Annotated in this window: 23 protein-coding genes; 14 read left to right on the top strand and 9 right to left on the bottom strand. The window is 39.6% G+C overall.

Going from position 1 to position 26,979, the window contains the following annotated elements; genetic code table 11:
- From DC498_RS15900 to DC498_RS26805, 11 genes are all read left to right on the top strand, one after another.
- Nucleotides 1-1,289: RHS repeat-associated core domain-containing protein (locus DC498_RS15900; RefSeq protein WP_133176870.1), on the top strand; the 1,289-nt coding region annotated here is incomplete at its 5' end.
- Between the two features lie 806 nt (nucleotides 1,290-2,095).
- Nucleotides 2,096-2,242, top strand: coding sequence for a hypothetical protein (locus DC498_RS26200; protein ID WP_165813862.1), 147 nt, complete (start codon nucleotides 2,096-2,098; stop codon nucleotides 2,240-2,242).
- A 100-nt stretch (nucleotides 2,243-2,342) separates the two neighbouring features.
- On the top strand, nucleotides 2,343-3,764 hold the full coding sequence (gene miaB / locus DC498_RS15890; RefSeq protein WP_116875161.1) for a tRNA (N6-isopentenyl adenosine(37)-C2)-methylthiotransferase MiaB: 1,422 nt from the start codon (nucleotides 2,343-2,345) through the stop codon (nucleotides 3,762-3,764).
- Nucleotides 3,765-3,766: 2 nt separating this feature from the next.
- Entirely contained in the window at nucleotides 3,767-5,032 is a 1,266-nt protein-coding gene (locus DC498_RS15885) for a sigma-54 interaction domain-containing protein (RefSeq protein ID WP_116875160.1), read from the top strand.
- Nucleotides 5,016-5,537 carry an LPS assembly lipoprotein LptE gene (gene lptE, locus DC498_RS15880; RefSeq protein ID WP_240628031.1) on the top strand — a complete coding sequence of 174 codons (522 nt, stop codon included), beginning with the start codon at nucleotides 5,016-5,018 and terminating at the stop codon, nucleotides 5,535-5,537. The genes DC498_RS15885 and lptE overlap by 17 nt, the downstream gene beginning before the upstream one ends.
- 19 nt (nucleotides 5,538-5,556) lie before the next feature.
- A complete protein-coding gene (locus DC498_RS15875; RefSeq protein ID WP_116875158.1) occupies nucleotides 5,557-6,669 on the top strand; it encodes a hypothetical protein in 1,113 nt (370 codons plus the stop codon).
- Nucleotide 6,670: 1 nt separating this feature from the next.
- Nucleotides 6,671-7,030: a preprotein translocase subunit SecG gene (secG, locus tag DC498_RS15870; protein ID WP_116875157.1), complete on the top strand. Its 360-nt coding sequence runs from the start codon at nucleotides 6,671-6,673 to the stop codon at nucleotides 7,028-7,030.
- Nucleotides 7,031-7,165: 135 nt separating this feature from the next.
- Nucleotides 7,166-8,188: an endolytic transglycosylase MltG gene (gene mltG, locus DC498_RS15865; RefSeq protein WP_116875156.1), complete on the top strand. Its 1,023-nt coding sequence runs from the start codon at nucleotides 7,166-7,168 to the stop codon at nucleotides 8,186-8,188.
- A gap of 13 nt (nucleotides 8,189-8,201) precedes the next feature.
- A complete protein-coding gene (locus tag DC498_RS15860) occupies nucleotides 8,202-9,158 on the top strand; it encodes a YihY/virulence factor BrkB family protein (RefSeq protein WP_116875155.1) in 957 nt (318 codons plus the stop codon).
- Nucleotides 9,159-9,401: 243 nt separating this feature from the next.
- Complete coding sequence (locus DC498_RS15855; RefSeq protein WP_116875154.1) at nucleotides 9,402-11,132, top strand: phytoene desaturase family protein; 1,731 nt, start codon at nucleotides 9,402-9,404, stop codon at nucleotides 11,130-11,132.
- The gene (locus tag DC498_RS26805; RefSeq protein ID WP_370443917.1) at nucleotides 11,122-11,190 is read left to right on the top strand and encodes an SWIM zinc finger family protein; all 69 of its coding nucleotides are present in this window, start codon (nucleotides 11,122-11,124) and stop codon (nucleotides 11,188-11,190) included. Before DC498_RS15855 ends, DC498_RS26805 begins: the two co-directional genes overlap by 11 nt.
- A 419-nt stretch (nucleotides 11,191-11,609) precedes the next feature.
- On the opposite strand, the gene DC498_RS15850 is transcribed toward DC498_RS26805, so the two are convergent.
- The 5 genes from DC498_RS15850 to DC498_RS15830 all read right to left on the bottom strand — a co-directional run bounded on the left by DC498_RS15850 (nucleotide 11,610) and on the right by DC498_RS15830 (nucleotide 16,532).
- The gene (locus tag DC498_RS15850) at nucleotides 11,610-12,716 is read right to left on the bottom strand and encodes a serine hydrolase domain-containing protein (protein ID WP_116875153.1); all 1,107 of its coding nucleotides are present in this window, start codon (nucleotides 12,714-12,716) and stop codon (nucleotides 11,610-11,612) included.
- A gap of 132 nt (nucleotides 12,717-12,848) precedes the next feature.
- Nucleotides 12,849-13,157: a hypothetical protein gene (locus DC498_RS15845; protein ID WP_116875152.1), complete on the bottom strand. Its 309-nt coding sequence runs from the start codon at nucleotides 13,155-13,157 to the stop codon at nucleotides 12,849-12,851.
- Between the two features lie 61 nt (nucleotides 13,158-13,218).
- On the bottom strand, nucleotides 13,219-14,490 hold the full coding sequence (mtaB, locus tag DC498_RS15840; protein ID WP_116875151.1) for a tRNA (N(6)-L-threonylcarbamoyladenosine(37)-C(2))-methylthiotransferase MtaB: 1,272 nt from the start codon (nucleotides 14,488-14,490) through the stop codon (nucleotides 13,219-13,221).
- A 75-nt stretch (nucleotides 14,491-14,565) separates the two neighbouring features.
- Nucleotides 14,566-15,609, bottom strand: coding sequence for an aldose epimerase family protein (locus DC498_RS15835; protein WP_116875150.1), 1,044 nt, complete (start codon nucleotides 15,607-15,609; stop codon nucleotides 14,566-14,568).
- Nucleotides 15,610-15,668: 59 nt separating this feature from the next.
- Complete coding sequence (locus DC498_RS15830; RefSeq protein WP_116875149.1) at nucleotides 15,669-16,532, bottom strand: alpha/beta hydrolase; 864 nt, start codon at nucleotides 16,530-16,532, stop codon at nucleotides 15,669-15,671.
- A 285-nt stretch (nucleotides 16,533-16,817) separates the two neighbouring features.
- Here DC498_RS15830 and DC498_RS15825 point away from each other — a divergent pair, with 285 nt between their 5' ends.
- The 3 genes from DC498_RS15825 (at nucleotide 16,818) to DC498_RS15815 (ending at nucleotide 21,889) form a co-directional block, all read left to right on the top strand.
- Nucleotides 16,818-17,489, top strand: coding sequence for an ABC transporter ATP-binding protein (locus tag DC498_RS15825; protein WP_116875148.1), 672 nt, complete (start codon nucleotides 16,818-16,820; stop codon nucleotides 17,487-17,489).
- Nucleotides 17,490-17,517: 28 nt separating this feature from the next.
- Nucleotides 17,518-18,963 (top strand): TolC family protein, encoded by a 1,446-nt coding sequence (locus tag DC498_RS15820; RefSeq protein WP_165813861.1) that lies wholly within the window; start codon nucleotides 17,518-17,520, stop codon nucleotides 18,961-18,963.
- Between the two features lie 94 nt (nucleotides 18,964-19,057).
- Nucleotides 19,058-21,889: a M16 family metallopeptidase gene (locus DC498_RS15815; RefSeq protein ID WP_116875146.1), complete on the top strand. Its 2,832-nt coding sequence runs from the start codon at nucleotides 19,058-19,060 to the stop codon at nucleotides 21,887-21,889.
- Nucleotides 21,890-21,997: 108 nt separating this feature from the next.
- Here the strand turns inward: DC498_RS15815 and DC498_RS15810 are convergent, their stop codons facing one another.
- From DC498_RS15810 to DC498_RS15795, 4 genes are all read right to left on the bottom strand, one after another.
- Nucleotides 21,998-23,383 (bottom strand): aminopeptidase P family protein, encoded by a 1,386-nt coding sequence (locus DC498_RS15810; protein WP_116875145.1) that lies wholly within the window; start codon nucleotides 23,381-23,383, stop codon nucleotides 21,998-22,000.
- A 98-nt stretch (nucleotides 23,384-23,481) separates the two neighbouring features.
- Nucleotides 23,482-24,462 carry a DUF5007 domain-containing protein gene (locus DC498_RS15805; protein WP_116875144.1) on the bottom strand — a complete coding sequence of 327 codons (981 nt, stop codon included), beginning with the start codon at nucleotides 24,460-24,462 and terminating at the stop codon, nucleotides 23,482-23,484.
- Nucleotides 24,463-24,490: 28 nt separating this feature from the next.
- Nucleotides 24,491-25,174, bottom strand: a complete 684-nt coding sequence (locus tag DC498_RS15800) for a hypothetical protein (protein WP_116875143.1) — start codon at nucleotides 25,172-25,174, stop codon at nucleotides 24,491-24,493.
- 46 nt (nucleotides 25,175-25,220) lie between these two features.
- Nucleotides 25,221-26,957, bottom strand: coding sequence for a RagB/SusD family nutrient uptake outer membrane protein (locus DC498_RS15795; protein ID WP_116875142.1), 1,737 nt, complete (start codon nucleotides 26,955-26,957; stop codon nucleotides 25,221-25,223).
- Nucleotides 26,958-26,979 lie beyond the last annotated feature (22 nt).

Genomic DNA, 26,979 nt, shown 5'->3' with positions numbered 1-26,979 from the left:
TGCTGGGTGGTCCGACAGGTGGTAATGCAGCCGCAGCCCATGGAGGAGTAACGGCTGCACAGCTTAACGGGTTTACCAATACAACAGACGGTATCGGTTCACTGTTTGCAGACCAGTTAGGTGAAGTCCCCAACAGTTCCTCCAAACCAAGAGCATTCATCAACTACATCTTTTTTGATGAGCAGTTTAAAAGTGTGGGATATGGTTTTGACCCAGTAGGAGACAATGGTGCTGTTAAACCTCACCAGGTACAGAATAAAACAGCGCCCAAGAACGGATATGTGTATATTTACGTGAGCAACCAGAGCCAGGTTGATGTGTTCTTTGACAATCTGCAGGTGATCCATACCAGGGGAGCGATACTGGAAGAGACGCATTATTATCCGTTCGGACTGACAATGGCCGGAATATCATCAAAGGCTTTAAATAATGCACCAACAAACCGGTATAAATACAACGGTAAAGAAGAGCAACGCCAGGAGTTCTCAGATGGTTCAGGATTAGAATGGATGGATTATGGAGCGAGGATGTATGATGCACAGATTGGGAGGTGGCATGCGGTGGATCCATTAAGTGAAAAATGGCGTCTGTTTTCGCCATATATCTATGCGGCAAATGATCCGATTAAAATTGTTGATGTTGATGGACGGGATTTAATAGTAGCATCAAAGAATCCCGAAGCAATAAGACAATTTGAGAATCAGTTAAATAAAGGACTAGGGAGATTGGGAAGTGTTAAAATTGACAATAATGGTAAGGTTAATTTAACCATGAATAAAGGAGTTGATTTAATGAAAGTATCAAAAGCTGAGCTTGGTTTCTTTGGACAGGTTAGACCTATTCTAGAAAAAACTGATAAGCCAATTTTCATTGGTGTTGAAAAAAATGATAGAGGCGTGCAAATTGACTCACATGAACAAAAGACCTTAGATGTAGGCGATGTAGAAGCACTGAGAGGAACTAATCCTGCTTATACGCCTGAAGGTGCGATTGCTCATTTTTTAGTTGAACAAAAATCTATGCAGCTTGACGGAAAACCTTATGGAAAATCTGAAGATGACCCAACAGGTGCACATGCAGACGGAATTAAAGCTGAGAAAGAAGTAACAGGTTACGAAAGAGATACAAAAAAGACGAGAATAGAAGGAGGCGAAACTTTCCCTGGCGGATTTACAGGTACAGCAACTGTGAATTATTTAAATGGCACAACAACAATAAGGATTGTAATTACTTTCACAAATGGAAATATTACGGGAGTCAACCCTACAGAACAAAAAAGTAAACAATGAGGCTGTATTATTTTTTATTTTTTTTAGTAACCTACTTAAGGCTCAAAAATCGAAGCCTAATATTTCGGATAGTGTTATACAAGAGTATAAATATCATCTAGCTAAACTCGATTCAGTATTTGAGGCAAGAAAAGGAGATACTATACTTTATTGTTCTCCTTATTCAATAAGCTTTGTCGAGGCAAATTCTGGGATTATTTCAAGAAGTGATCATACAGCTTTTGGGAAAATCAAGTTTTTTAAAAGTGATTTAATTCTCTGGCGTAAATGGATTGAAGATGTATGTAAGCAAAGGTGATTAGTCGGTCTAGCCCCCATATAGTCCAAGCATATAAGCTGGTGGAATAAAGCATGTTAAAAATACTCAGGTATTAGGTGCAATCATCCCTCTTGTGATGTGACATGAGTTAGCAAAGTAATACTATAAAAACAGCCCGGCAATTGTAGACTGAACCCCAAAGTTTAGACAAATTAAAAGATTAATTTCGATAATGATGAGCCCGGTATTGTATCAGGCTCATTCCATTTAGATTGAGCTTTATTCTATCATTGTTGGGTAATGTTCCAGAGTTAGTGATGGGATATTTTTTCGCAGTTAAATAATTGTAAATCAATAAAATCCTGTAGGGGCAGGTATGAAAGAGATGGATGGTATATCTGTCTCTTTTTAATGTAGGGCTTATAACAGTAAAAATATGCTGGAATACCATAGTATCATGTTCCAGAGTTAGTGATAGAGGCAAAATGTCTTCAATACAAAGCAACGTACATTCAATGCAACACAACTACATCTACACCCCGGCTTTGTGTATGATTATTTTATCAAAGACCACCTGCGTAATGTGCGTGTGGGAATAACCGATGAATACAAGCAGGATATCTACAGCGCTGCAACGCCGGGAGAAGATATCAATACTGGTCAGGCGTTTTCGTTTAGCACGTTTCTCTCATAGCCTCCGGCGATTTCTTCCCTGTTAAAATCCCTTCCTGCCAAACTGGCATTTTATCAGCTTTTGGTTATATTTGCAAACTCTAAAAAGTTTTGAATAGCGTATGCAGGATTTGCTGATATCTAAAGTGCAGGATGAATCAAGGCAGGGTGAAGCCTTTGCCCCCTTTTTAAATGATCCCTCCGTTTACCGTAAGAAATTTTACATAGAAAGCTATGGTTGCCAGATGAATTTTGCAGACAGCGAGATCGTGGCTTCTATCTTAAATAATTCAGGCTTTGGCGCTACCAGGAATGCCGAAGAAGCTGACCTGGTATTTTTAAATACCTGTTCTATACGGGAAAAAGCGGAGCAAACCGTACGTAAAAGACTGACAGAGTTTCGCAAAGCAAAACAGGCACGCCCGGGTTTACTCGTGGGTGTACTGGGCTGTATGGCTGAAAGGTTGAAATCTAAATTTCTTGAAGAAGAAAAACTGGTTGATATAGTAGTTGGACCTGATGCTTACCGCAGCCTGCCCGGGCTGATTGAAGAAGCTGAAGGCGGGCAAAAAGCCGTGAATGTATTATTAAGCCGCGAAGAAACCTATGCTGATATAGCGCCTGTTCGCCTGGACAGCAATGGTGTGAGCGCGTTTGTGAGCATTATGCGTGGTTGTAATAATATGTGTTCCTTTTGCGTGGTGCCTTTTACAAGAGGGCGGGAGAGAAGCCGTGACGCGTTTTCTATTGTGCAGGAATGTGAAGCATTATTCAACGACGGTTTTAAAGAAGTGACTCTGCTGGGACAGAACGTAGACAGCTATTATTTCTCCGGTGATAATGCCGAAACAGTAACCTTCGCTATGCTGCTTGAAATGGTAGCGAAAATTTCTCCTGGATTGAGGGTGCGTTTTTCTACCTCTCATCCTAAAGATATTACGGACGATGTGTTGCATACGATGGAGAAATACGAAAACATCTGCAAGTATATACACCTACCGGTGCAAAGCGGTTCGTCACGCATACTGCAATTAATGAACCGTACTTATACCCGCGAATGGTATATGGCAAAGATTAACCGTATCCGTGAAATACTTCCCGGTTGCGGCATCAGCAGTGATATTATTGCCGGTTTTTGCACAGAAACAGAAGAAGATCACCAGGATACTTTGTCCATCATGCAATACAGTGGCTATGATTTGAGCTATATGTTTTTTTACAGCGAGCGGCCCGGCACATTAGCGCAGCGCAGGTATAAAGATGATATTCCTGAAGCGGTGAAGAAAAGAAGATTACAGGAAATAGTTGACCTGCAAAACGCATTATCAAAACAAAGCAACCAGAAAGATCTTGGAAAAACATTCCAGGTGTTAATAGAAGGTGATAGTAAGAAAAGTGACCAGGATTGGATGGGGAGAACATCACACAATAAAGTGATCGTTTTTCCAAAACATAATTATTCGCTGAAGAAAGGGGATTATGCAATGGTTACCGTTAACGACTGTACCAAGGCAACCCTGCTTGGTGAAGTTCAAAATAACTGACAATGGATATACAATCAATAAAAAACAGGTTTGGTATAATAGGAAATTCCCCGGCGCTCAACTACGGATTACAGGTGGCGGCACAGGTAGCGAATACAGATCTTACCGTATTGATTTACGGAGAAAGTGGTGTGGGTAAAGAGGTCTTTTCACAGGTAATACATGCTTTATCAAACCGTAAACATAACCCCTTTATTGCCGTAAACTGCGGCGCTATTCCGGAAGGCACGATAGATTCAGAATTGTTTGGTCATGAAAAGGGCTCATTTACCGGCGCGGTAGACAGCAGGAAAGGATATTTTGAAACCGTAAATGGCGGAACTATTTTTTTAGATGAGATAGGAGAAATGCCACTTGGTACACAGGCGCGTTTGCTGCGCGTATTAGAGACGGGTGAATACATACGCGTAGGCTCTTCTAAAGTACAGAAAACAGATGTGAGAGTAATAGCCGCTACCAATAAAGATCTGCTTGAATTCACACATAAAGGCAGGTTTCGCCAGGATTTGTACTACAGGTTAAATACCGTGCCTATTCGTGTGCCTGCGCTAAAAGACAGGCAGGAAGATATTATTCTTTTATTCAGAAAATTCGCTGCTGACTTTGCCGAGCGCTATAAAACACCTTCTATACAATTGGATGATGAAGCGAAAGACTTGTTAATTCACTATTCGTGGCCCGGTAATGTGAGGGAATTAAAGAATATTGCAGAACAGATATCCGTGTTGTCGCAGGATAAAACAATAACAGCAAAACAGCTTGAGCAGTTTTTGCCGGTGCACAATACGCAAAACCTGATGCCGGTGCTGGCAGGTGGCGGTGGAAATGTGACCCATGCTGAATTTGCGAATGAAAGAGAAATATTATACAAACTCTTTTTTGATATGAAGCGGGATGTTACGGAGCTAAAAAAGATGTTTGTTGAAATATTACAAAATCCCCAGCGTGCAGCAGCAGTGTCTGCATTTACGAAAGAGTCTTTAATGAATGATTATGAGCCATTGCCTGAAAGGGAAAATGTTGTTGTAAAGCCTGTATTTAATCAACCTTCGCAACCCGTTCTTATCGGTAATAACAATGGCAATGGCAGTGATATACATCACCATGAGGAAGTGGAAGAATCGCTGAATATTATGGATAAAGAAAAGGAACTGATATTAAAAGCATTAAAAAAGCACAAAAGCAAACGTAAAGACGCGGCATCTGATCTCGGTATCAGCGAACGTACCTTATACCGTAAGCTCAAAGAATATGACATCAATGATTAGTGATACCATAAAAAAGCTCGCTATAATTTTCTTTGCCGCCATATCGGTAAAGGCTACCTGTAGTTATAGCATGAAGGATGTAAGCTACCCGCCTGAGGTAAAAACAGCAAGGGTAAATTATATTGAAAATAAGGCAAGGTATGTAAACCCGCAGTTGAGCCCGCAGCTAACGGATAAACTTAAACAAAAGATCATCAGCCAAACAAGGCTGGCAGTAATAAATACGGATGAAGCGCATTATGATATCAGTGGATCAATTACCGATTTTTCGGTTAACACATCTGGTATTTCCGGGCAAACAGCGTCAAGCAATAATCTGAATGTAACAGTTCATATTATTTTTAAAAACCGTCTCGACGAGAAAAAAAATTTTGAAACTGATATTACCAGGAACTTCCCGTTTTCTGCTTCAATAAGCTTTGCAGATGCGCAAACCCGCCTTATGGATGATATTCTGAAAAACATATCTGACGATATCTTCAATAAAATATTCTCAAACTGGTAAAGCACGTATCTTCACGCCAATGAATCTTCATGTCAACGATATACCTGATCACCTGTTTCAGAAACAAGCACTGGAAGATGTTGATGCCGGGGATATAGAACAGCTTGTTATCAAATACCCGTTTTATGCACCGGCGCAATACCTGCTGGCAAAAAAATATCAGCAGCCCGGTGGTGACAGGTATACTGACCAGCTAAAAAAAACGGCATTGTATTTTACTAACCCGCATTGGTTAAATGCATTGCTGCATCCTGAAACATTACCAGAGCGTGAAGGTAAATATATAGAGAAGGAAGCCGGTATAGCCGGCAAAACTGTTGTTGATGCTGCCCCTGATTATGTTGCTGAGGAAGAAGAGCCTGTGCAGCATACATCCGGAAAAACAATTGTTGATATTGTGGAAGAACGGTTAATGGTGGAAGAGAAATCAGCGGAGCCTGAAATTGACGAGGTTTCTGATACCGCTACTGCAGAGCAGGCGGAAAATATTGAAAGTGTACAATATGAAGAGCCCGGTGAAACATTGAATCCCGAATTACCTGTAACGGAAATTAAAACCGGAAATGAAGTGCTGGAGCAGCTCGCAGAAGCAGAAACTGTTGCTGAAAAAGGAGATGAAAATGTTGACGAAAATGTTGATGAGGCAATAGAAAAAACCCATTTGCAGGAAGATATAAAATTGCCAACCGGCGATTTTTCCCTGGCGCAGGCAAAAGCTGCATTTGACCAGCCATTGCCGGTTGATGATCATACCGGTGATATCATACCAATTGAGCCATTGCATACAGTTGATTACTTTGCATCCCAGGGCATAAAGCTCAGCCACGAATATGAGGGGAAAGATAAGCTGAGTAAAAAATTAAAAAGCTTTACCGAATGGCTTAAAACAATGAAAAAAATTCACCCGGAAAGACTTGAGGGTGAACTGGACAATAATACCCAATCATCTATCCAAAATATAGCGGAGCACTCCAACGAGCAAAAAGAGGTGGTTACCGAGGCAATGGCAGAAGTGTATGCCCGCCAGGGACTGCATAAAAAGGCTATAGAAACCTACCAAAAATTAAGTTTGCTCAATCCGGGCAAAAGGGTTTATTTTGCAGCCAAAATTTCCAAACTAAACGAAAATTAACATGGCGCTTCTGTTTTTGATATTGATAATCTTATGTTGTGTTATACTGGGTCTTGTGGTATTGATACAGAACCCAAAGGGTGGTGGCTTAGCAGGCAATATTGCTGGTTTCAGCAACCAGTTCATGGGCGTTAAGCAAACCACGGATGTACTTGAAAAAGGTACCTGGATATTTGCTGCGCTTATTGGCTTATTGTGCCTCACTTCTTCTTTATTTATGCGTTCCGGCAGCGATGATGGTGAATTTATCAGGAATATCAATACCAACCAGCAAACTACCGTGCCTTCTGCTACTCCACAGCAGCAAGCTCCTGCTCCGCAGCAGCAGGAAATACCACAGGCACAGCCTGTTCAGAAATAAGCATATATTTAAAATAAATTATTGAAAACCCTGTTATTATCAACAGGGTTTTTTGCTTTATTTTCAAGTCGTATAAAAATGAGCTGCGCGTTTCGCAACTTTATAATACAAATAAGCGTCCTCAAAAAATAGATTATGATCAAAAAAGTTATTCTCATCATATTGCTCATTATACTTATTGCCGGTGGCTATATAGCATGGATGATTTTAGGTTCAAATACTTCATTTAGTGAAAAGCGAAAATTTTTATATATCAAAACAGGCAGTGGCTTTGTTGACCTGATGAAGGATATACGCGGCGGCGATTTTATCAAAAACCCGGGAATCTTTTCTTTTGTTGCCCGTAAAGCAGGCTTGCCCGAAAAAATAAAAGCCGGTAAATATGAAGTTAAAAATGGTGAAAGTATACTTTCTATCGTGCGTATGCTGCGTAATGGACGACAATCTCCTGTAAACCTTGTTATCACCAAATTAAGAACCAAAGAAGATTTTGCACGTTTTGCAGGCAGGCAACTGGAGTGTGATTCTTTGGATATTATCAGTTATCTGAATAATAATGATTCATTAAAGCAAAAAGGACTTGATTCAAATACGGTGATGACAGCTATTATACCCAATACTTACACTTTTTACTGGAATACCACGGCTCCCAAGATGTTTAATAAAATAAAAGACGAAGGAGAAAAATTCTGGACAGAAGAGCGATTACAAAAAGCAAGAGATATGGGTTTAACACCTGTTGAAGTATACACACTGGCATCTATTATAGAAGAAGAAACCAATAAATATGATGAAATGCCACTGATGGCAAGTGTATATTTAAATAGAGTGAATAAAGGAATGAAGCTTGGCGCTGACCCTACTGTAAAATTTGCAGGACGCAATTTTGCAGCTAAAAGGGTTACTTTAAAAATGATAGCAGAAACAGCAGGATCACCATTTAATACCTATAAAAATGCAGGGTTGCCGCCGGGACCTATCTGCACACCTTCTGTAAAAACGATTGATGCAGTACTGAATGTGGTAAAAACAGATTACCTGTATTTTTGCGCAAAGCCTGATTTTTCAGGCTATCATGCATTTGCGGCAACAGATGCTGAACATTTAAAAAATGCAAGAGCATATCAAAAAGCGCTCGACAGCTTAAAAATAAAATAATTACATTACCGGCATGACGAAACTGGAACGCATCATCATAACCTGGAAACCAATCAATTTTTTGATAGAGAAATCAAAAAAAATTGTGTTGCCGGGTTTCCAGGGATTGCCGTTGTATGATGTGATCGTTTTTCTGCTTACGCAAATAAAAAAAGAAGGATTGAATATGCGGGCTGCCGCTATTTCTTTCAACCTGCTTATGGCCATTCCTCCATTCCTGATTTTTCTTTTTACGCTTGTGCCGTATATGCCGGGGCAAAAAGATTTTACTAAGGAATTGATGGGAATTGTGAAAGATCTTACGCCCAATCATGATACCTATAATTGGGTGAGGGCGTTTATTGAAGATTTTACAAAACCCCGTAGCGGTTTGTTATCATTAGGATTTTTAACGGCAGGTTTTTTTGCTTCAAATGCAATGATCGGTATCATGAATTCATTTAACCGCTCTTTGCATAGCCGCTACAGGCAGAAACAAAATTTCTTTCAAAAGAGAGGCGCTGCATTAAAGCTCACTTTTTTTATTGCGCTTATTTTTATAGCGTCTATTCTGTTGCTCATTATGCAGGGTAGTTTACTGAAGCATATATTAAACTGGCTCGGTATTGAAAACATTTCCATACGTTCATGGGTCGCTTCTTTACGATGGGTAGTAATAGTGGCGTTGATCTATTATGCCATTGGCACCATATATCGTTTTGCTCCTGCTGTTCACCGCAAATGGAAGATCAGCTCCCCGGGTACAACGTTCGCAACAATGCTTATCATTATTGTTACAATTGTATTCAGCTTTTGGGTAAACAATTTCGGTACGTATAACAAAGTGTACGGCTCTATCGGAACCGTTATTATCATCATGTCTTCATTTTTCATCAATTCGCTTATACTGCTTATAGGCTTTGAATTAAACGTAAGCATTAACCATTTAAAAATGGAATCGGAGCACAGAACTGCAAATGAGAATGCCTGAATATTTTTTGTACTTAGCTGCAGTGCTGCTATCAGGCTTCAGTGGCGTCGCACACTTTTACAGCAGTAATACTATTCGGCAGATATAAATAGCATAAGTTATAAGGAAGTGCCTGGGTATCTCTTGCCTTTATTACTGTTACCTGTTTGCCCATGTGCTGTTTTCAAATAAATACAGCTATATAAATAAACAAATTTTCTTTTTTATACCCGTCCTTTCAAAACCGTTTAGTAATTTTCTGCAATGAAACAGCCCGGAAAATCCTTTAACGAATTTTACGATGTAATTATAATAGGCGCTGGTGTAGGAGGGCTCACAGCCGGCGCATTATTAAGCAAATGCGGATTCTCTGTTTGTATACTCGAAAAAGAACCTCATGCAGGCGGTTATCTCGCCGGGTTCAGACGCAAAGATTTTATATTCGATACTGCTATACATTGGTTAAACCAGTACAATGAGCAGGGCGCTGTAACAAAAATATTCAGGGTATTGGGAGATGACTTTCCCAGGGCTATAACGCTGGAGCGTACACGAAGATATAAAGGCAATGGTTTTGATTACCTTTTAACCAACAACCCTGATGAATTACGCGATCAGCTTATCAAAGATTTCCCCCATGAAAAAGAAGGGCTTACACGTTTTTTCCGGTGCGCAAAAAGAATCGGCGCTTCCCTTAATAAGCTAAGCAGCATATTCAGGTCTGAAGAAACGATGAATTTCCCGGATAAAATATGGAGTAAGATAAACCTGCTCAAAGTGGTGATGCCATTTATACCCTTTGTGTCTTATAGCGGGGAGATGGGATTGAAAAGAGGTTTAAGCAAATTTTTTAAAGATGAAAAACTGCATAAGATGTTTGCTTCGGAAACGGAGCTGATTGGTTGTATGGTGCCAATAGGCTGGTCTTATGCCAACGACTTTCAGTGTCCCCCCAAAGGTGGTGGGCAGGTAATACCCATGTGGCTGCAACACATAATTGAATATTATGGAAATCATGTAATGACTCAATGTTGCGTTGAAAAGATTCTGGTGAATGATAATATTTGCACAGGGGTTGAAATAAGCCGCAGAGGGGAGATCAGGCAACTCTGCAGCAAGTATGTAATAGCGGCATGTGATATAGAAACATTATACGAAAGAATGCTGCCGGCGCATATTGTTCCCGAAAAGCTAAAGCATAAGCTCAGGCAGGCTGAATTATACAGTTCTTCTTTAACCATTTCCATAGCGCTTGATTGTACGGTAGAATCTTTGGGCTTGGGTGAGGAACTGGTTCACCTGGTTGACGAGACCAGCCCATTTGATGCACATAATAACGGTGACCCGCATACTGCGGAAATTACTATTCTGCCGCCATCCTGCCGTGACAAATCTTTAGCGCCGGAAGGTTGCGGCACCCTGGCTTTATTTATGCCCGCTGTAATGGATTATAAAAACAACTGGCTTACTACACGCAATGATAAAGGTGAATATATACGCAACGAAGCCTATCGTAATCTTAAAAAAGAAATAGCTGAAATAATTATCAGCAGGGTAGAAAAAGCTATAGCGCCAACCTTACGTGCTCATATTCTTTTTTATGATGTGGCAACACCGGTTACCCATTACCGTTATACCGGTAATAAAAACGGCACTATGATGGGCGCAAAGCCCGGCAGAAAGAATATGCAGGATAAAATTGCCCACTATCAAACACCTGTAAAAAACCTTTTACTCGGAGGGCATTGGGCTGAGCTGGGCGGTGGTGTACCTATAGCCGCCAAAGCCGGAACTAATGCATGTTTGCTAATTCTGAAAAAAGAGCATAAAAAAGCATTTACAGCCCTGGCTGATTATATAGATGGAAAAATCTCATTGCAGCAATTGTTTGATAAAGCATCTTTCAAACCATATGATAATTCATGGAAGCAAACACCCACGCCTGCTGAAATAAAAGCAGCTAAAATGAAGATCGGAGAGATGAATAAAGAATAATTCCTGCTCTTGTAGAGCTCCCAGCAGTTATAAACTATTGTGCAAGCATCGGAAATAATTGTTTAATAGTTGTTTCATCAGGCTGAGTGCCGTATTCTCATATTTCAAACAGCTCTGTGTGTTTAGCCGCGGCGAGACAGTGTTTGCCACACAAAGAGCCACAAAGAATACACAAAGTTACACAGAGCATTTTAGTATTCTCTTCTTTGCGGAACTTTGTATACGCTTCGTGTGTCTCTGTGAAATAACGGGATTGTTACACCGGAATTATTCGTGACAATTATGTACGCAATACATTATATCAAAAATCTCTTACAATCATTTTAAAACAGCTTCTAACAATTTTTCCAATTTACAAAATTGAATGGCTTCAGTACGGATAGTATTCAGGGAGTCTTGTATCATTTGCTTAGGACGCCTGACAACTTCTCGATATTTTATCTACATGCTTCTTGCGCATATCATCCCTCTGTTAAATTATGATGTCAATACCTCAACAGGAACCAAAGGTGGTAAATCCGGGAATAATATTTGGTTGATCTGCATAACTACCTGTTCAATATTGATATCGCTTCTGTTGGCAAATATCACTACGAGATAATTCAATGCGGGAATAGAAAAGCTATAGGTCCTGAACCCGCCATTACCGCCACTATGATAAATATAAGCAGGTTGCTGCCGGGCATTGACAAACCAGCCAAAGCCATATCCTACCCCGGTTTGATCAGGAACAGGATTTTGTATAGAGCGGGCCAGGGCAATATCTTTTTGGCTCAATATAGAAGCATGCTGTAAACTTTGAAACCATTTTGCATAGTCTTTAACGGAAGTGTAAATCGCGCCATCACCTTCTGTTGAAAAGAAAACATGTTCTTCGGCTTGTGATTTTATAAATTGTCCTGTGGTGCTGTCCTTATCATAACCAGTGGCTGCATTATAAATCTTTTCCTGCTCGTTCCAGACTGTGCTATGATTCATAGCAAGAGGTATAAAAAAAGTTTGCCTGATGAAATCTTTATACGTTTTCCCGCTGATTTTTTCCAGTATAAGTCCCGCCAGGCAATAAGCCGTATTGCTGTACCGGAATGAACTGCCCGGAGTAAAATAAAGGCTGTCTTTGTTTTTAATGGCTTCATATACCTGCCGGGCATAGCCGTGTTTTCCCTTTTCAACCTGCACAAAATCATAATGATCTATAATGCCGGATCTGTGTGTGAGCAATTGAAGAAGTGTAGCCTTTTCAGACACATTCCTGTTCATATCAGGAAAATAATGATCAATGCTTTGATTTATATCCAGCACTCCCTTTTTCTGCAGGTAAAGCATACCTGCAGCAGTGAACTGTTTGGTTAGTGAAGCGATATTGAAATTAGTAGTTGCTGTTATTTTGCTTTTAGTAATAATATTGGATATGCCATACCCCCTGGAAAAAATAGTTTTATCATCCTTTACTATTGCTACGGCAATACCAGGCTGATCTTCAGGAAATATAGCATCCAGCAGGTGGTCTACCTGTTTTAAATTATTTTGCCCTTTTGAAAAAGCAGATGATACTAATAGAACACTCAATATGAATAATCTCATTGTTTAAGTTATGGAATGGCAATAGTAAGATCCTGAAACAAAGGCAATTTAAATTTTTTGTAAAACTTATGTGATATTTTCAGATAGTAAGAGTTGCAGATATGACTGGTAGCGGGATACTTGCTTTAACTTTTAATTCAGTTGTACTGCCGGTAGCCTGTATAACTGCCCGTCTACCACTACCAATTCCTCTATAACAAAAGTCCAGTATTTGTGTATAGGCGAACCACTGAGATGTTTTTTTACTTCTCTTTTATTTTTAGCAGACATCGTTATCCAGACATGCTGCGATTCCATGGTTACTACATAATGATCAATAATACCCGACTCTATTAAAGTATTGATATATTCCCTGTGTTTTGGAATAAGCGACATGAAATCATCATCCATTGTAAACTGTATCGTCACCTGAAATTTTTTCATCTCCAGACTTCCCGGCATTCAGCCATTTTTTACATGATGCACGCAATGTAATCACAAAAAAGTTTACAGCAAGCTAATTTTAAATGGTCCAGTCGGTAATACAATCGGTAAGTTCCCGGCGATAAGGAATTGCAATCCTGATATAGTTATCAGTATATCCTTCCATCATACCGTTTTTATTAAACGCTTCAAAAAGCACCGGGCGTTTTTCGCCTGCATGCAAAGAAGTAAAATGCTGCATCTTCATGTACGAGAGATTGCGGAGGGTTTTATTGCGCGTATGCCGTACATTAACCGGAACTGAGGGTTTTATATCAAGTGCGGCAGTGTTATCTCTTTCTGAATAGGTAAATACATGCAGGTATGAAATATCAAGACTATGCAGAAAATCAAAAGTTGTTTTAAAATCTTCATCCGTTTCGCCGGGAAAACCAACAATCACATCAACGCCAATACAACAGTGGGGCATAAGCGCTTTTATCGTTTCCACACGTTCAGCATACAGTGAACGTTTATATCTTCTCCGCATTAATCCTAATATCCTGTCTGAGCCGCTTTGCAACGGAATATGAAAATGCGGCATAAAGCGTTTACTGCCCGAAACAAATTTTATGATATCATTGGTCAAAAGGTTCGGTTCTATCGAAGATATCCTGAACCGCTCAATGCCTTCAACCTCGTCGAGTTGCTGAATGAGTTGAAAAAAGTTTTCTTTCTTTTTTGATCCTGCTTCGGCTATGCCAAAGTCGCCAAGGTTTACACCTGTCAATACAATTTCCTTTACACCTGCGGCTGCGAGTTCCTTTGCATTGGCGACAGCGTTTTCAATACTGTCGCTGCGGCTTTTCCCCCTTGCCATGGGAATAGTGCAGAAAGAACAGCTATAATCGCAGCCATCCTGCACTTTTAAAAAAGTACGTGTTCTGTCGTGCAACGAATATGAGCTGTGGAAGCTGTTAACATCTTCAATATCACAACTTGAAATTCTGGTAGAATCGCCTTTTGATAATTCCTTTAAATGAGCGGCAATATTAAACTTTTCCGCTGCGCCCAGCACCAGGTCAACCCCCTCTATTTCCGCGATTTCTTTGGGTTTTAGCTGCGCATAGCAACCTGTTATTACTACAAAACTTTCCGGGGATTTTCTTTGAATGCGCCGAACGATCTGCCGGCATTCCTTATCCGCATTATCGGTTACAGAGCAGGTATTGATTACATATACATCGGCAATATCATCAAACTCTTTTTTCTGAAAACCTTCTTTTTCCAGTATCCTGGAAAGCGTTGAAGTTTCAGAATAGTTTAGTTTACAACCCAATGTGTGAAAAGCTACTGTTCTTGCCGCCTGCATAAGGGCGCAAAGATAACCAAATCCATAAAAATATTTACCGGGTTGTATATGGGTACAATAAATGGCTGCGCATGCCTACTTTACCGAAAAACTATATACCGTGGTATGGTGAAATTTTTCTCCCGGTTTTAATATTGTATCAGGAAATGATGGTTGATTAGGTGAATCAGGATAGTGCTGGGTTTCGAGGCAAAGCCCTGCATGCTTATGATATATTGCACCACCTGGTGTATGTTTTAAACTCCCGTTTAAAAAGTTGCCTGTATACAATTGTACACCAGGTTGCGTGGTAGCCACCTGCATATAACGTCCGCTTTTAGCATGATAAAGTGATCCGGTATTTTTCAGGATGCCGGTTTCATTATCCAGCACAAAGTTGTGATCATAACCCGGTTGAATATCAGCAATATCCTTACCAACCTTTTTTGGAGTAGTGAAATCAAGCGGTGTGTTTTTTACATTAAGCAAGCGCCCGGTAGGTATAAGCTTATCATCAGCCTCTGTATAGCGAGTTGCCGTAAGCGTTAGTTCGTGGTCAAGGATATCTGCATCTGCGCCGCCCGATAAGTTGAAATAAGCGTGATTGGTAAAATTAACCGGAGTATCGGCATCTGTAGTTGCAGCGTAATCTATTCTTATGGCATTGTCATCTGTTAGCTGGTATACTACATCTACGGTAAGGTTTCCGGGAAAACCTTCTTCACCATCCGGGCTGTAATAAGATAATTTTATGCTGTTACTGCCGGGTAAAGGAGTTGCGTCCCAAACTACTTTATCATACCCTTTTAAGCCACCATGCAGGGTATTGCCATTATTGTTTGGCGCTAGTTTGTAAATTGTATTATTCAACCTGAATGCTGCATTTGCAATACGGTTTGCATATCTTCCTACAAGGCAGCCAAAGCAGGGATTTCCTTTTTGAAGAAAGCCTTCAAGCGAATCGAATGTTAATAATATATTTTCGAATGTATTATTCTTGTCCGGAACATTAATGCTTACTATTGTTCCCCCGTAATTCATAATCTTCACCGTCATCCCGTTCTTATTGGTAAGCGTATATAACATCACGTCTTTACCATCAACACTTCCCCAGTTAATTGCATCTATCTTTTTGCTCATAGTAGTAATTGTTTTAAGCGTGGCGTGAAGTTATGGTAAATTAAATATTCCTTTTAACGTTACTCTGAAAATAACATCCACTGAAGACCTTTTATGAAAGAAGGTATTTGTGTGTCCATATGACCAAGGTTTGAGTATACTTCAGTTTTGAGCTGCACTGCATTTTTCTTTTGGAGTGATGTTTGCAGCGCTGCAAATACCTTTGCTGTAGGCCACATGGATGTATCGGACAGGTCATTTTCAAGCCCGCCGGAACTTATATAGGCTTTGATATGCTTACTATTGCTTTCTGTTTTTTCTAAACTGGTAAGGATATAGTTGTTATTATAGTGTGTAGAAGGGCTTGCAGCAATATATCCTGAAAACAGGTTTTGATCAGATGACAGTTGATGATACAGGCTGTACAGCGTAAAATATCCGCCAAGAGAATGCCCCATTAAAATGCGGTTATTTTTATCTGTATGGTAAATGCTATCAACCATTCCTGTTAATTGCTCCCTGAAAAAGCTTATAAATTTATCTGCACCTCCGCTGGTAGTCATTTCATATTCCGGGATAGCCACAGGGTAAGTATAATCTCTGTTTCTTAAAGAATCCATTGTGTAAAAATCTTTATATCCCACACCAATAAGAATGACCCTGGGTAATAGCCCAACTTCTGAATATTTATCTTCTAAAACACGATATATGTCGAAATATAGGTTTGCATCAAGAACAAAAACCACGGGGTAAGTGGTGTCTTGCTGATAATAGTCATCAGGTAAATGAATATTTACAAAAAACGAATCCTCTATTGATGAAGAGTATATTTGATGTTTAAAGTTGAATTGATCAATACCGGTACTCCGTACATCTTTTTTAAAACTTTGCGTACAACCAAAAGCAAATAAAAATACAATAGCTGAGCAGTAAAATTTAAGCATAGCGGGAGTTTAGCCAATGTTATGGTTATATATTCTAACCCGTTTTAATGATGCGTTAATTATTAGCCAAATCCGGAAGGTTTTTAAAAATATATAAATGTTGCTGATGGGCGCATTGTATCATAATCATACTTTCACTGTATCAAAAGCGTACAGTTTTAAAAATTGCGAGATTTTAAAAAACTGACTTTCAACTAATTGAATGTATGGCATTGATTTTTATATAATGCAGGCGATATTGGATTTATAAACCGCATTTTTCTATCATCTATACAAAAAAAGAAAATGATTGAGCTCAGGAATATTTCAAAAACAGTGAACGTTGGCGGTGCCAAAACGTATATTTTAAGAGATATCAATTGTAAAATAAATGAGGGCGAATTTGTTTCAATTATGGGACCCTCCGGTTCAGGCAAATCAACATTGCTCAATATTATTGGTATGCTTGATGATCCTACAGAAGGATATCATTATTTTATGGGAGAAGCTGTGCACCTGCTCAAAGAAAAGCAGCGTTCTCAGTTATACAAAAAATATATCGGCTTTGTATTCCAGGCATATCATCTTATTGATGAATTAACCGTGTATGAAAATATAGAAACCCCGCTTATTTACCAGGATATGAAATCCTCTGAACGCAAAGCTGTTGTGGCAGATATACTTGACCGTTTCCAGATCGTGGGAAAAAAGGATTTGTTTCCTACCCAACTTTCAGGTGGGCAGCAACAGTTGGTTGGCATAGCGCGGGCCCTGGTAGCAAAACCCAAACTGATCCTGGCAGATGAGCCAACAGGCAATCTTAATTCGAAACAGGGAGACGATATTATGAAACTCTTCAAAAAACTGAATAATGAAGATGGCGTAACCATTATCCAGGTTACCCACTCTGAAAAGAACGCGGAATACGGCTCAAGAATCATTAACCTGCTCGATGGAAAAATTGAAGAACAGGCATAAAGACTTTGAGATATAAATTATGGAAGCAATGCAAGCATTAGTAAAAAAAACAGCTATTGGATTGGTAATAGTTCTTTTCGCTGTTAAAGGAATTTCTCAAACTGACACAACAGGCGCTGCAACACTCACCCTGAAACAATGTGTTGACAGGGCATTATCCAACAATATACCTGTGAAGCAAACCGGGCTGCTGGCAGATGCCGCAAAAGCAGACTGGCAGCAGGCTAAAGCAAATTTATTGCCCGATGTAAATGGTAGTTGGGGGTATGGCTGGAACCAGGGACGCGCCATTGATCCTTTTACGAATACATATATCAACCAACAGTTTGCTTCTTCCAATGTGGGTGTAAATGCTGGTATAACATTATTCAGCGGATTGCAGCTGCAAAATCTTATTAAGCAAACAGGATATGCTTACAGAGCCAGTGAGATGGAATGGCAGCAATCGAAGGATAAGCTTACACTTGATGTGATACTGGCTTATTTAACCATTTTAAATAATGAAGATACCTGGCGCATCATGTCTGAACAAATGGAAGTGACCCGCAGGCAGGTGGAACGAATGGAGATATTGGTGGAGAAAGGCGTAAATGGAAGTTATTTGCTTTCTGATCTAAAAGGTCAGATGGCAAGTGATGAGATAAATACCATTACTGCATACAATGCATTGCAAACAGCTATATTGCAATTGTCGCAGCTGATGAATATCCCGTATAATAAAAATATACAGTTAGAAAGAATATCAGAAGGAACCTTACTCGAAGTATACCCGGCAACAGCAGAACAGGTGTATGCATCTTCCCTGGAAAATCTCGCACAGGTTAAAGCTGTTGATTTAAGAGCAAAGAGTGCAGCAAAGAGTTTGTCAGTTGCAAAAAGTGGCTATTATCCCTCACTCCGCTTAAATGGAAGTTTGAACAGTAATTATTCCAGCGTATCAAGCTCACTTTCACCAACAACAGTTACTGAAGTGGAAACGGGTGATTATATAACGATCAACAATATTAAAAACCCTGTGCTGACACAACAACAAAACTACGCACCCCAAAAAATATCATACAACACACAAATGAAAAATAATGTGGGTACTTATGTGGGGCTGAGTCTGAATATCCCCATCTTTAATAATCTTCGCGTAACAACCAACGTTAAAAAAGCGAAATTGAATTCCCGCTATGCTGCTTACGAAGCCGAGCAAACAAAGGTTGTTTTAAAGCAGAATATTGAAAAATCGCACCAGGACATGATATCTGCTTACGAAAAATACAAGGCATTACTGGAACAGGTGAACCAGTATAAAGAGTCATTCCGGTCAGCCGAAATACGATTTAACCTGGGTACGATTGTTTCTACAGAGTACCTGATCACTAAAAACAATTATGACCGGGCAAGGTTAAACCTTACCCAAACCTGGTACGAATATATTTTCCGTACACGAATACTGGATTTTTACCAGGGAAAGTTGAGTTTATAAACGCTTATCTCTGTAATCATATTAAGAAATATATATGGATAAACGGTAATAGCACTCCCGCTTATTTCTATACTTTTGCTCAAAACAAAAACCTATGCTCAAAAGTGTTTTGAAGAAAAAGCTATCCCTGTTATTAGTGCTTGTCGGATGTGTTGCTATTGCACATGCACAATTGAACCTCTCTCAAAAGTTATCGCAGGACACCAGTGTAACCATCGGAAAATTACCCAATGGATTAACCTATTACATAAAGCCGAATGCCAAACCTGAAAAAAAAGTGGAGCTGAGGCTGGTGGTTAATGCAGGTTCTATCAATGAAACAGATGATCAGAGTGGGCTTGCCCACATGGCAGAACACATGGCTTTTAACGGTACAAAAAATTTTAAGAAAAATGATATTGTTTCATTTCTGCAGGATATAGGTGTTGGCTTTGGCAGTGATCTTAATGCTAATACCGGTTTTGACCGTACGATATATATTCTTCCGATACCCACAGATAAAAAGGAAAATTTAGAAAAAGGGTTCAGGGTACTTGAAGACTGGGCGCATAATGTTACCTATCTCAGCGATGACATAGATAATGAGCGTGCTATTATTTTAGAAGAGAGCAGGCTTGGAAAAGGCGCTGAAGACAGGATATTTAAGCAGGTTTATCCAAGGCAGATGAAAGGCTCATTATATGGCGACAGGTTACCGATCGGGAAAGACAGCATTATCAAAACCTTTAAACACGAAGCAATAAGGAAATATTACAGGGATTGGTACAGGCCTGATTTGATGGCGGTAATTGTTGTGGGAGATATTACGAAGCAACAGGCAGAGGGAATGATAAAAAAACATTTCAGCAGTTTAACCAATCCCTCTGATGCACCCGAAAGGAGATATGCTGATGTGCCTGCTTATACATCAAGCGATGCAATGGTTGTAACTGATAAAGAAGCTACCACGTATGATGCTGTAATAGAATATCCTGCTTATAAAATTGCTGCACCTGTTACTGTTGGAGATTATGCGCAGCATCTTGCAAAATCATTATTTACGGGCATGCTCAACAGGAGGTTGCAGGAGTTAACACAACAGGAAAACCCACCTTTTGTTTACGCGGGCACACAATTTGGCGGTTATGCAAGGGGATACGAAAACTTTGAAGTATATACCGGATCAGGTGATAAAGAACCCAGTGGTGCTGTTAAAGCAACCATGGAAGAAATTGAGAAAGTAAAAAGGTTTGGGTTTACAGATCCGGAACTGGAAAGAGCTAAGAAAAATATTTTAGCTGCTTATGAGCGTGCTTATAACGACAGGAATAAAACAGAATCCGCTTCATTTGTTGAAGAATATATCAATCATTTTTTAGAGCAATCACCTATACCCGGCATTGCAACAGAATATGAACTGGTAAAACAGGTTATTCCGGCTATTACTCTGGCAGATGTAAATAAAGTGGCAGACAGGATAAAAGGTCAGCAAAATATTTTCGCTTATATAGCCGGACCAGAAGAAGCTAATGTAACATTGCCGGCTCCTGCTGACCTCCTTAACACAATTGCCATGGCGGAAAAAGCAGATGTAAAGCCTTATGAAGAAAAAGCAATTGCTGCTGACCTGCTTACACAAAAACCAGCCGCGGGTAAAGTAACCGCTACCAAAACCAATACGGTTTTAGGCACTACAGAGCTTATACTGTCAAACGGCATTACCGTTACGCTTAAGCAAACTGATTTTAAGGATAATGAAATTTTAATGGGTGCTTCACGATACGGTGGCACCAGCAATTATGGACTTGCCGACAGGTATAACGCAACTTATGTAAACAATGTAATAGGCTCAATGGGCTATGGCGATTTTTCACCGGTTGATCTGCAGAAAGTTTTAGCTGGGAAATCAGTATCTGCATCTCCATTTATCAGTTCAACAACTGAAGGTATTAACGGTAGCTCTACAGTAAAAGACCTGGAAACAATGTTCCAGCTTGCATACCTGAAATTAACAAGCCCAAGAAAGGATACTTCTTTATTTAAATCATTTGTGCAGAAAAACAAAGCGCAGCTGGCAATGCTTGGTGCAAACCCTGAGGCTGTGTTTTTTGATACTACCATAAGAGCGTTTTATAATAACAGCCCGCTTGCTCCGATCAATGTTCCTAAACCATCGTATTTTGATAGTATAAATGTTGACAGGACAATTGAGGTTTACAAAGAAAGATTGGGCGATATAAGTGGAATGCATTTTGTTTTTACCGGCAGCTTTAAACAGGAAGATATAATACCGCTGATTGAAACTTATATAGCAAGCTTACCTGTCAGTGGCAAAAAATTTAATTACGCAGATAAAAAATTAAGGCCCATAACCGGAAAGAAAAACCTTACAGTATATAAAGGGCAGGAACAAAAAAGCATGGTAATTATATTTTATACCGGTGAAGTGCCATATAGTGAAGACCTGGCTTTTAAAGCAAACGCTATAAGCGAAGTATTAAATATCAGGATCATTGAGGAATTAAGAGAGAAGATACAGGGCATTTACGGCGGAGGTATTTTTGGGGAGGTAAATAAAGTGCCCTATAATAACTATCGTTTTATCGCGCAATTGCCTTGCGGCCCGGAAAAGGTTGATACTTTAATAAAAGCTTTACAAAACGAAATTAATGATCTTGTTAAGAACGGACCATCATTGCAGAATCTTAATAAAGTGAAGCAGCAATGGAGAGAATCGCATAAAGAGCAGATGAAACAAAACGGGCCATGGCTTCAAAATTTACTTTCTGCAAAAACAGAAGGAGATGATATAAACCGGTTTACAAAATTTGATACGTATGTAGATAAGCTTACTGTGAAAGATGTACAGGATGCGGCTAAGCTTTTCTTTAATGGTAAAAATCAATTTACCGCTGTGCTGATGCCGGCGGATAAGGAAACGAAATAGGGTAGAAGACAGATATTGAATGGTGAACGGGTAATAGTAAGTGTGACAGGTGTATAGCAATTCACCATTCAATCATCTTTTTATAATTAGTTTATCCTTCAAACATTGTTATCCGCACAAGGCTTCAATTTCCTGGCTTGTTTTAGCAAGCGGCTTTCCTAAAACCCGGCTGCCTGTTGCAGTAATGAGGGCATCATCTTCTATACGTATTCCCCCAAAATTCCTGAAAGCATCCAGTGCGCCATAATTGATGAATTGTGAATGTTTATTTTCTGCGCTCCACATATCCATCAGTTCCGGGATAAAATATAATCCCGGCTCTATAGTTACTACAAAACCTTCTTCCAGTGCCCTGGCAAGCCTGAGCGATTTCAACCCGAATGCTGTGCTTTTTTTTAAATCATCTGTATAGCCAACATATTGTTCTCCGAGGTTTTCCATATCATGTACATCAAGCCCCATCATATGCCCAAGCCCGCATTGAAAAAATAAAGTATGGGCGCCGGCGGCTACCGCTTCTTTTATATCGCCCTTCATTAAACCTAGTTGCTGAAGCCCGGCTGTGAGCTTTTCGCAGGCTAGCAAATGGATATCAATAAATTTTTTGCCGGGAGCAAGAGCGGCTAATGCGGCTTCCTGTGCGTTAAGCACAATGTTATATACCTGTTTCTGTAAGCTTGTAAACCTCCCGCCAACAGGAGAAGTCCTGGTTAAATCGCCGGCATAATGAGATTGTAATTCCGCACCGCAATCACACAGCAATAATTGCCCGTTTTTTAAAATATTACTGCCTGCATGATTATGCAGGTATTGACCATTGGTAGTGAGGATGATGGGAAAAGATAAATTTCCTCCTGCACTTTTCGCTATACCTTCTAAATGCCCTGCAACCTGGTATTCAGGTACGCCTTCCCGTGAGAGCTGCATTGCTTTAAGCTGCATATCGGCAGTAACATTGATGGCTTTCTCCATTTCAGCTATTTCTTCAGCGGATTTTACGGAACGCTGTTTTACAATAGCTTTAATAAGCGGTATGGATGCTTTATCATTTAATGTATTATAAGGAATATTCAGCCATTCACTTATTTTAACGGCCGTATCAGCCCGGTAAGGAGGCAGGTAATGCACCTTTCGTTTTTCATTGGTATATTGTTGCAAAGCTGAAACCAGTGTTGATACAGGCAGCACAGTTGTTATGCCGGATTGCTCTGCCTGAGTATGTATGGTTTGTGTAGCGCCTGTCCAAACAATATCATCAATAGTGGCTTCATCTCCGAAAATAGTTTCCTTATTGTTGTCAATATCCATCAAAAAAAATAAAGCTGGTTTGTCTAAGCCCGTATAATAGAGAAAGCTGCTATCCTGCCGGAAATGATAGAGATTGTCTTTATAATTCATGCTGCTTTCTTCATTGCCGGGAAGTAAGATAATACCATTGCCGACAAGCGCTTTTAATCCGTTTCTTCTGTCGATATATGTTTGCTTGCTGAACATTATTTATTGTGTTTTATTAACAGGTACAAATGTAATTCACAAAAAATAAAGGGCTGTTAACTGCTTAACAACCCTTTATTGCTTATAACAGTACGGATCTACGGTTTTCTTACCGCGTCTGTTAATTGCAATTGCACAATAAAAGTGCCTTCCAGTTTAATTTGAAATGCAAAGCGTGGATTAGCTGAGTATTTGCCGTCAGGGAATCCATCAATAGTAACATGATTGCTGGGAATTCTGTAATATATTAAATGCGCCCAATTAGTTGTTGCATCTATGTAAGGGGCTAAAGGAAATGGGGCAACCTCAAAATCACATATCATTGCAGTATCCGAAAAAATAACTGGATTAAAACGGGCATAATTTTCAAATGTAGGTCTGTCGCCTCTTGCCATTATTTCACCTGCCGCCGGATTAAATGCGTTGCCATTTTTATCAATGATTTTGAGAATAATTCTGGCCCCTTCGTCTGAAACCTTCCTGAATGTTAATTTGGGATTTTTAACCGCCTGCGAGCTGCCGTCAGCATCACTGAATACATTGTTAACATTATCTTCCTGGGTAAACATATCCTCCTCAGTGGGGTCAACCACATGAATACTTCCAAATGAAGGGTAAAATTTTGTTCCGTTTCTATTGGTTGCCTGGATATCAAAATTGTATATACCCAGGGGAATGTTTGTAGAAGCCCTGTTAAATGTAAGCTGACCGCTTACTGTGTTAAACTCCATCGGTACTGTCTGGATAGTTTCTCTTTTTTGATTCAGCAATTCAACAGTTGTATCCGTATCCACATTAAATGTCACGCCTGTTTTAAAAACAGTGATCTCATATTTTGTATTAAATGCTTCCGGCAATTTACCTCCTGAACTGTCCCTGAGATTCTGCATCTCAAAAGTTACCGGGGGAGTTGATCCGTCTAGATATATCTTGTCTGATTGAACAAGTGCCAAACCCCTTTGGCAATACAGGGCAGGGCTGGTATATCTAAGCGTATCGCTTAAAAAGCCTTCAGTTATCTTTTTACATGCAAAAAATGATACGCACGCTGTAAATAGATATAATAATGTTTTTTTCATAAAAATTTAAACTATAAGTTTTAAATATTTAGTTTGCGTTATCTGTGTTGAAAAAGAGCCGGTGATAACCATCCAGCGCATGAACAACGCCATTGGTTGTAATTATACCAGACGATTGTACATATACCGTTTTATCTCTTTCCTCAACGGGAATATCATTAATGTCTAATTCTTTGCTATCGTCTGTTCCTATAATTTTTGTATATGCCACATAATCTACATAATCAACATAAGCGCCATAATTGTAAGTTCTGTCGAGCCAAAGCTTAAACTGAACATTCGGAATATCCCCGTATTTGGAAGTGTAGTATTTGCCCGATGTAGTTAAAGCATCCCGTCCGAGCTGACCATCAAAAATATATGTTTTCAAAGAGTCAACCCTGAACAAGGGAATGCTGTCAAGCGTATAGGTGATATTTTCATCATCCAGTTCTACCGCCCTGATATTTTTCATAGCCTTCAGATATTCATCAATACCGTAATTGGTTGTTGCAAAAAAAGTGCAGTTACTATTAACCATATCTTTTAGCCCTGCCCTGTCTATGAGTGTTACCAGAGAGGAGAATATTGGTTTGGACTTCAGGTAATCATAGGTTGTCATATTTACATGCGCATCAGAAACACCGCCGTCTGCAGCAAATTCCTTTTTACAGGAAGCAAACATGAATAATAAGCCTGTAAGCAGTATGGATTGTATTATTATTTTTTTCATTGTATTATTTTTTGTTTGTCGTCAAACATGATAATGCTAAAGCTGTTTATACTTTTCCTCTCCAGTAGGCAGTTTGGGTAAGAAACCGGTTGTCGTTAAACAACGTTGGATTAATAGGCCAGAAAAAGCCTCCTGCCGCAAATCTTGATTCCGATAACCATGGAATAAATTCGACAAACATTCTCGTTCTCATTAAATCAAAATACAAATGACCTTCCAGGTACATTTCCCTTCCGCGTTCTATCATATATTGATAAGTGATATTGTACTTTGTGTCTGTGGCGCTAACCCTGTCGGAGCTTGAATTGTTCCTGTCTCTGAAAGCATTGATAATATCTGCCGCGGTTTGCAGGTTGTTTTTATAGATTGCAACTTCAGCCTGCAGCAATTTCATATCACTTAACCTGAAGATGATCATATTATTGCTGAGATAACCTTCAGTTTGTTTCGCGGGATTTCTGTAAACGATGTTTTTATATTTTGTGCAAACCGTGCCTGCAAAATTATTCCTGTATCTAACGTCTTTTGCATCTCCGCCAAAACCTGCAACCTGCAAATAGTCAAAATCATCAATATCTGCATTATATACATATGCCCATCCCGGGTTGTCATAGGCATAATAAATATAATCGATCGGAATTTCTTCATTGGTATCTTTTAAATAATATTTAATCCCAACTACTTTAAATTCAGTCCAAGCCCATCCGGAGCCATCCCACCAGTAATCCCAGCCTTCTCCTTCAAGTGGAACGCTGTAATGCGTGTTTGTATAGGAAGAGGGAACCCATAAACGGGGTGTATAGCCATAGTTATTTACATAAGCACCGGTAAGAAAATACAATCCTATATGTGATGAAGATCCTTCCTGTGTGTTTTCATTCATGTTTATTTCGAAAATACTTTCTGCAGAACGCCCTATAAACTGGTCTCCGTATTTAGTGGTATCCTGTTGTATATAACCACCGGTATTTATTAAAGTCTGCAGTGTAGTATCCGCGCTGTTCACATCTTCAGCAACAGGTTCAGCAGAAGATAAATTAGTTGTTGTAGCTCTCCATAAATATAAATGCGCCAATAAAGCATATACTGAACCCCTGTTGGCTGTTACAGCTCTTTCAGATATATTTTCATAGCCCCAGTTAAGCATTGACATTGCCTGGTGGCAATCGTCTTCAATCTGCTTCATCACTACCAGGCGGTCTGTTCTGGGTAATTGGGGTGCATTTAAAGGATCATCGTATGCTTCTGTAACAAGAGGCACATCACCAAAAACCCTGGTAAGCTGAAAATAAGTAAGCGCCCGGATGAATAGCGCCTGCCCCATTACTTTGTTTTTATATGCAGCAACATCGTCCACATCTTTTGCCAGTAATGCATCATCTATCTGTGGCACTTTCGTTAAAATAATATTGCTCATGGCTATTACTTTGTAAAACCTTGTCCAGTCGCCCAGGCTCTCAATATTATATTTAAAGGTAAAATCACCGCCCTGTATACCTTCTAACCCATCGCCGGTATAGTTCATTGTGAAATAGGTAGACGACGATGTTTCTGCATCACCATACATATAATAGCTCATGCAGGTTCCATAAGCAAAAGCGGCCCGCAAAAGGCTGTAGTTCCCTGCTACTGCCGCTTCACAGTCACGTACCGATTGCCAGTATACATCTGCATACGTTGAGTTTCTTGGTTCCTGCTCAAGCACTTTTTTACAAGAGCTGGTTATGCTTATCATTATCGCTAAAACAGCGGGTATATATAAACGTATTGAATATTTTTTCATAAAAGTTCTGTTGATTTACAGG

Source organism: Terrimonas sp. (assembly GCF_003075435.1).
Classification (GTDB): Bacteria; Bacteroidota; Bacteroidia; order Chitinophagales; family Chitinophagaceae; genus Agriterribacter.
The sequence above is the reverse complement of the archived record's forward strand: the minus strand, read 5'-3'. Positions and strand labels throughout refer to the sequence as shown.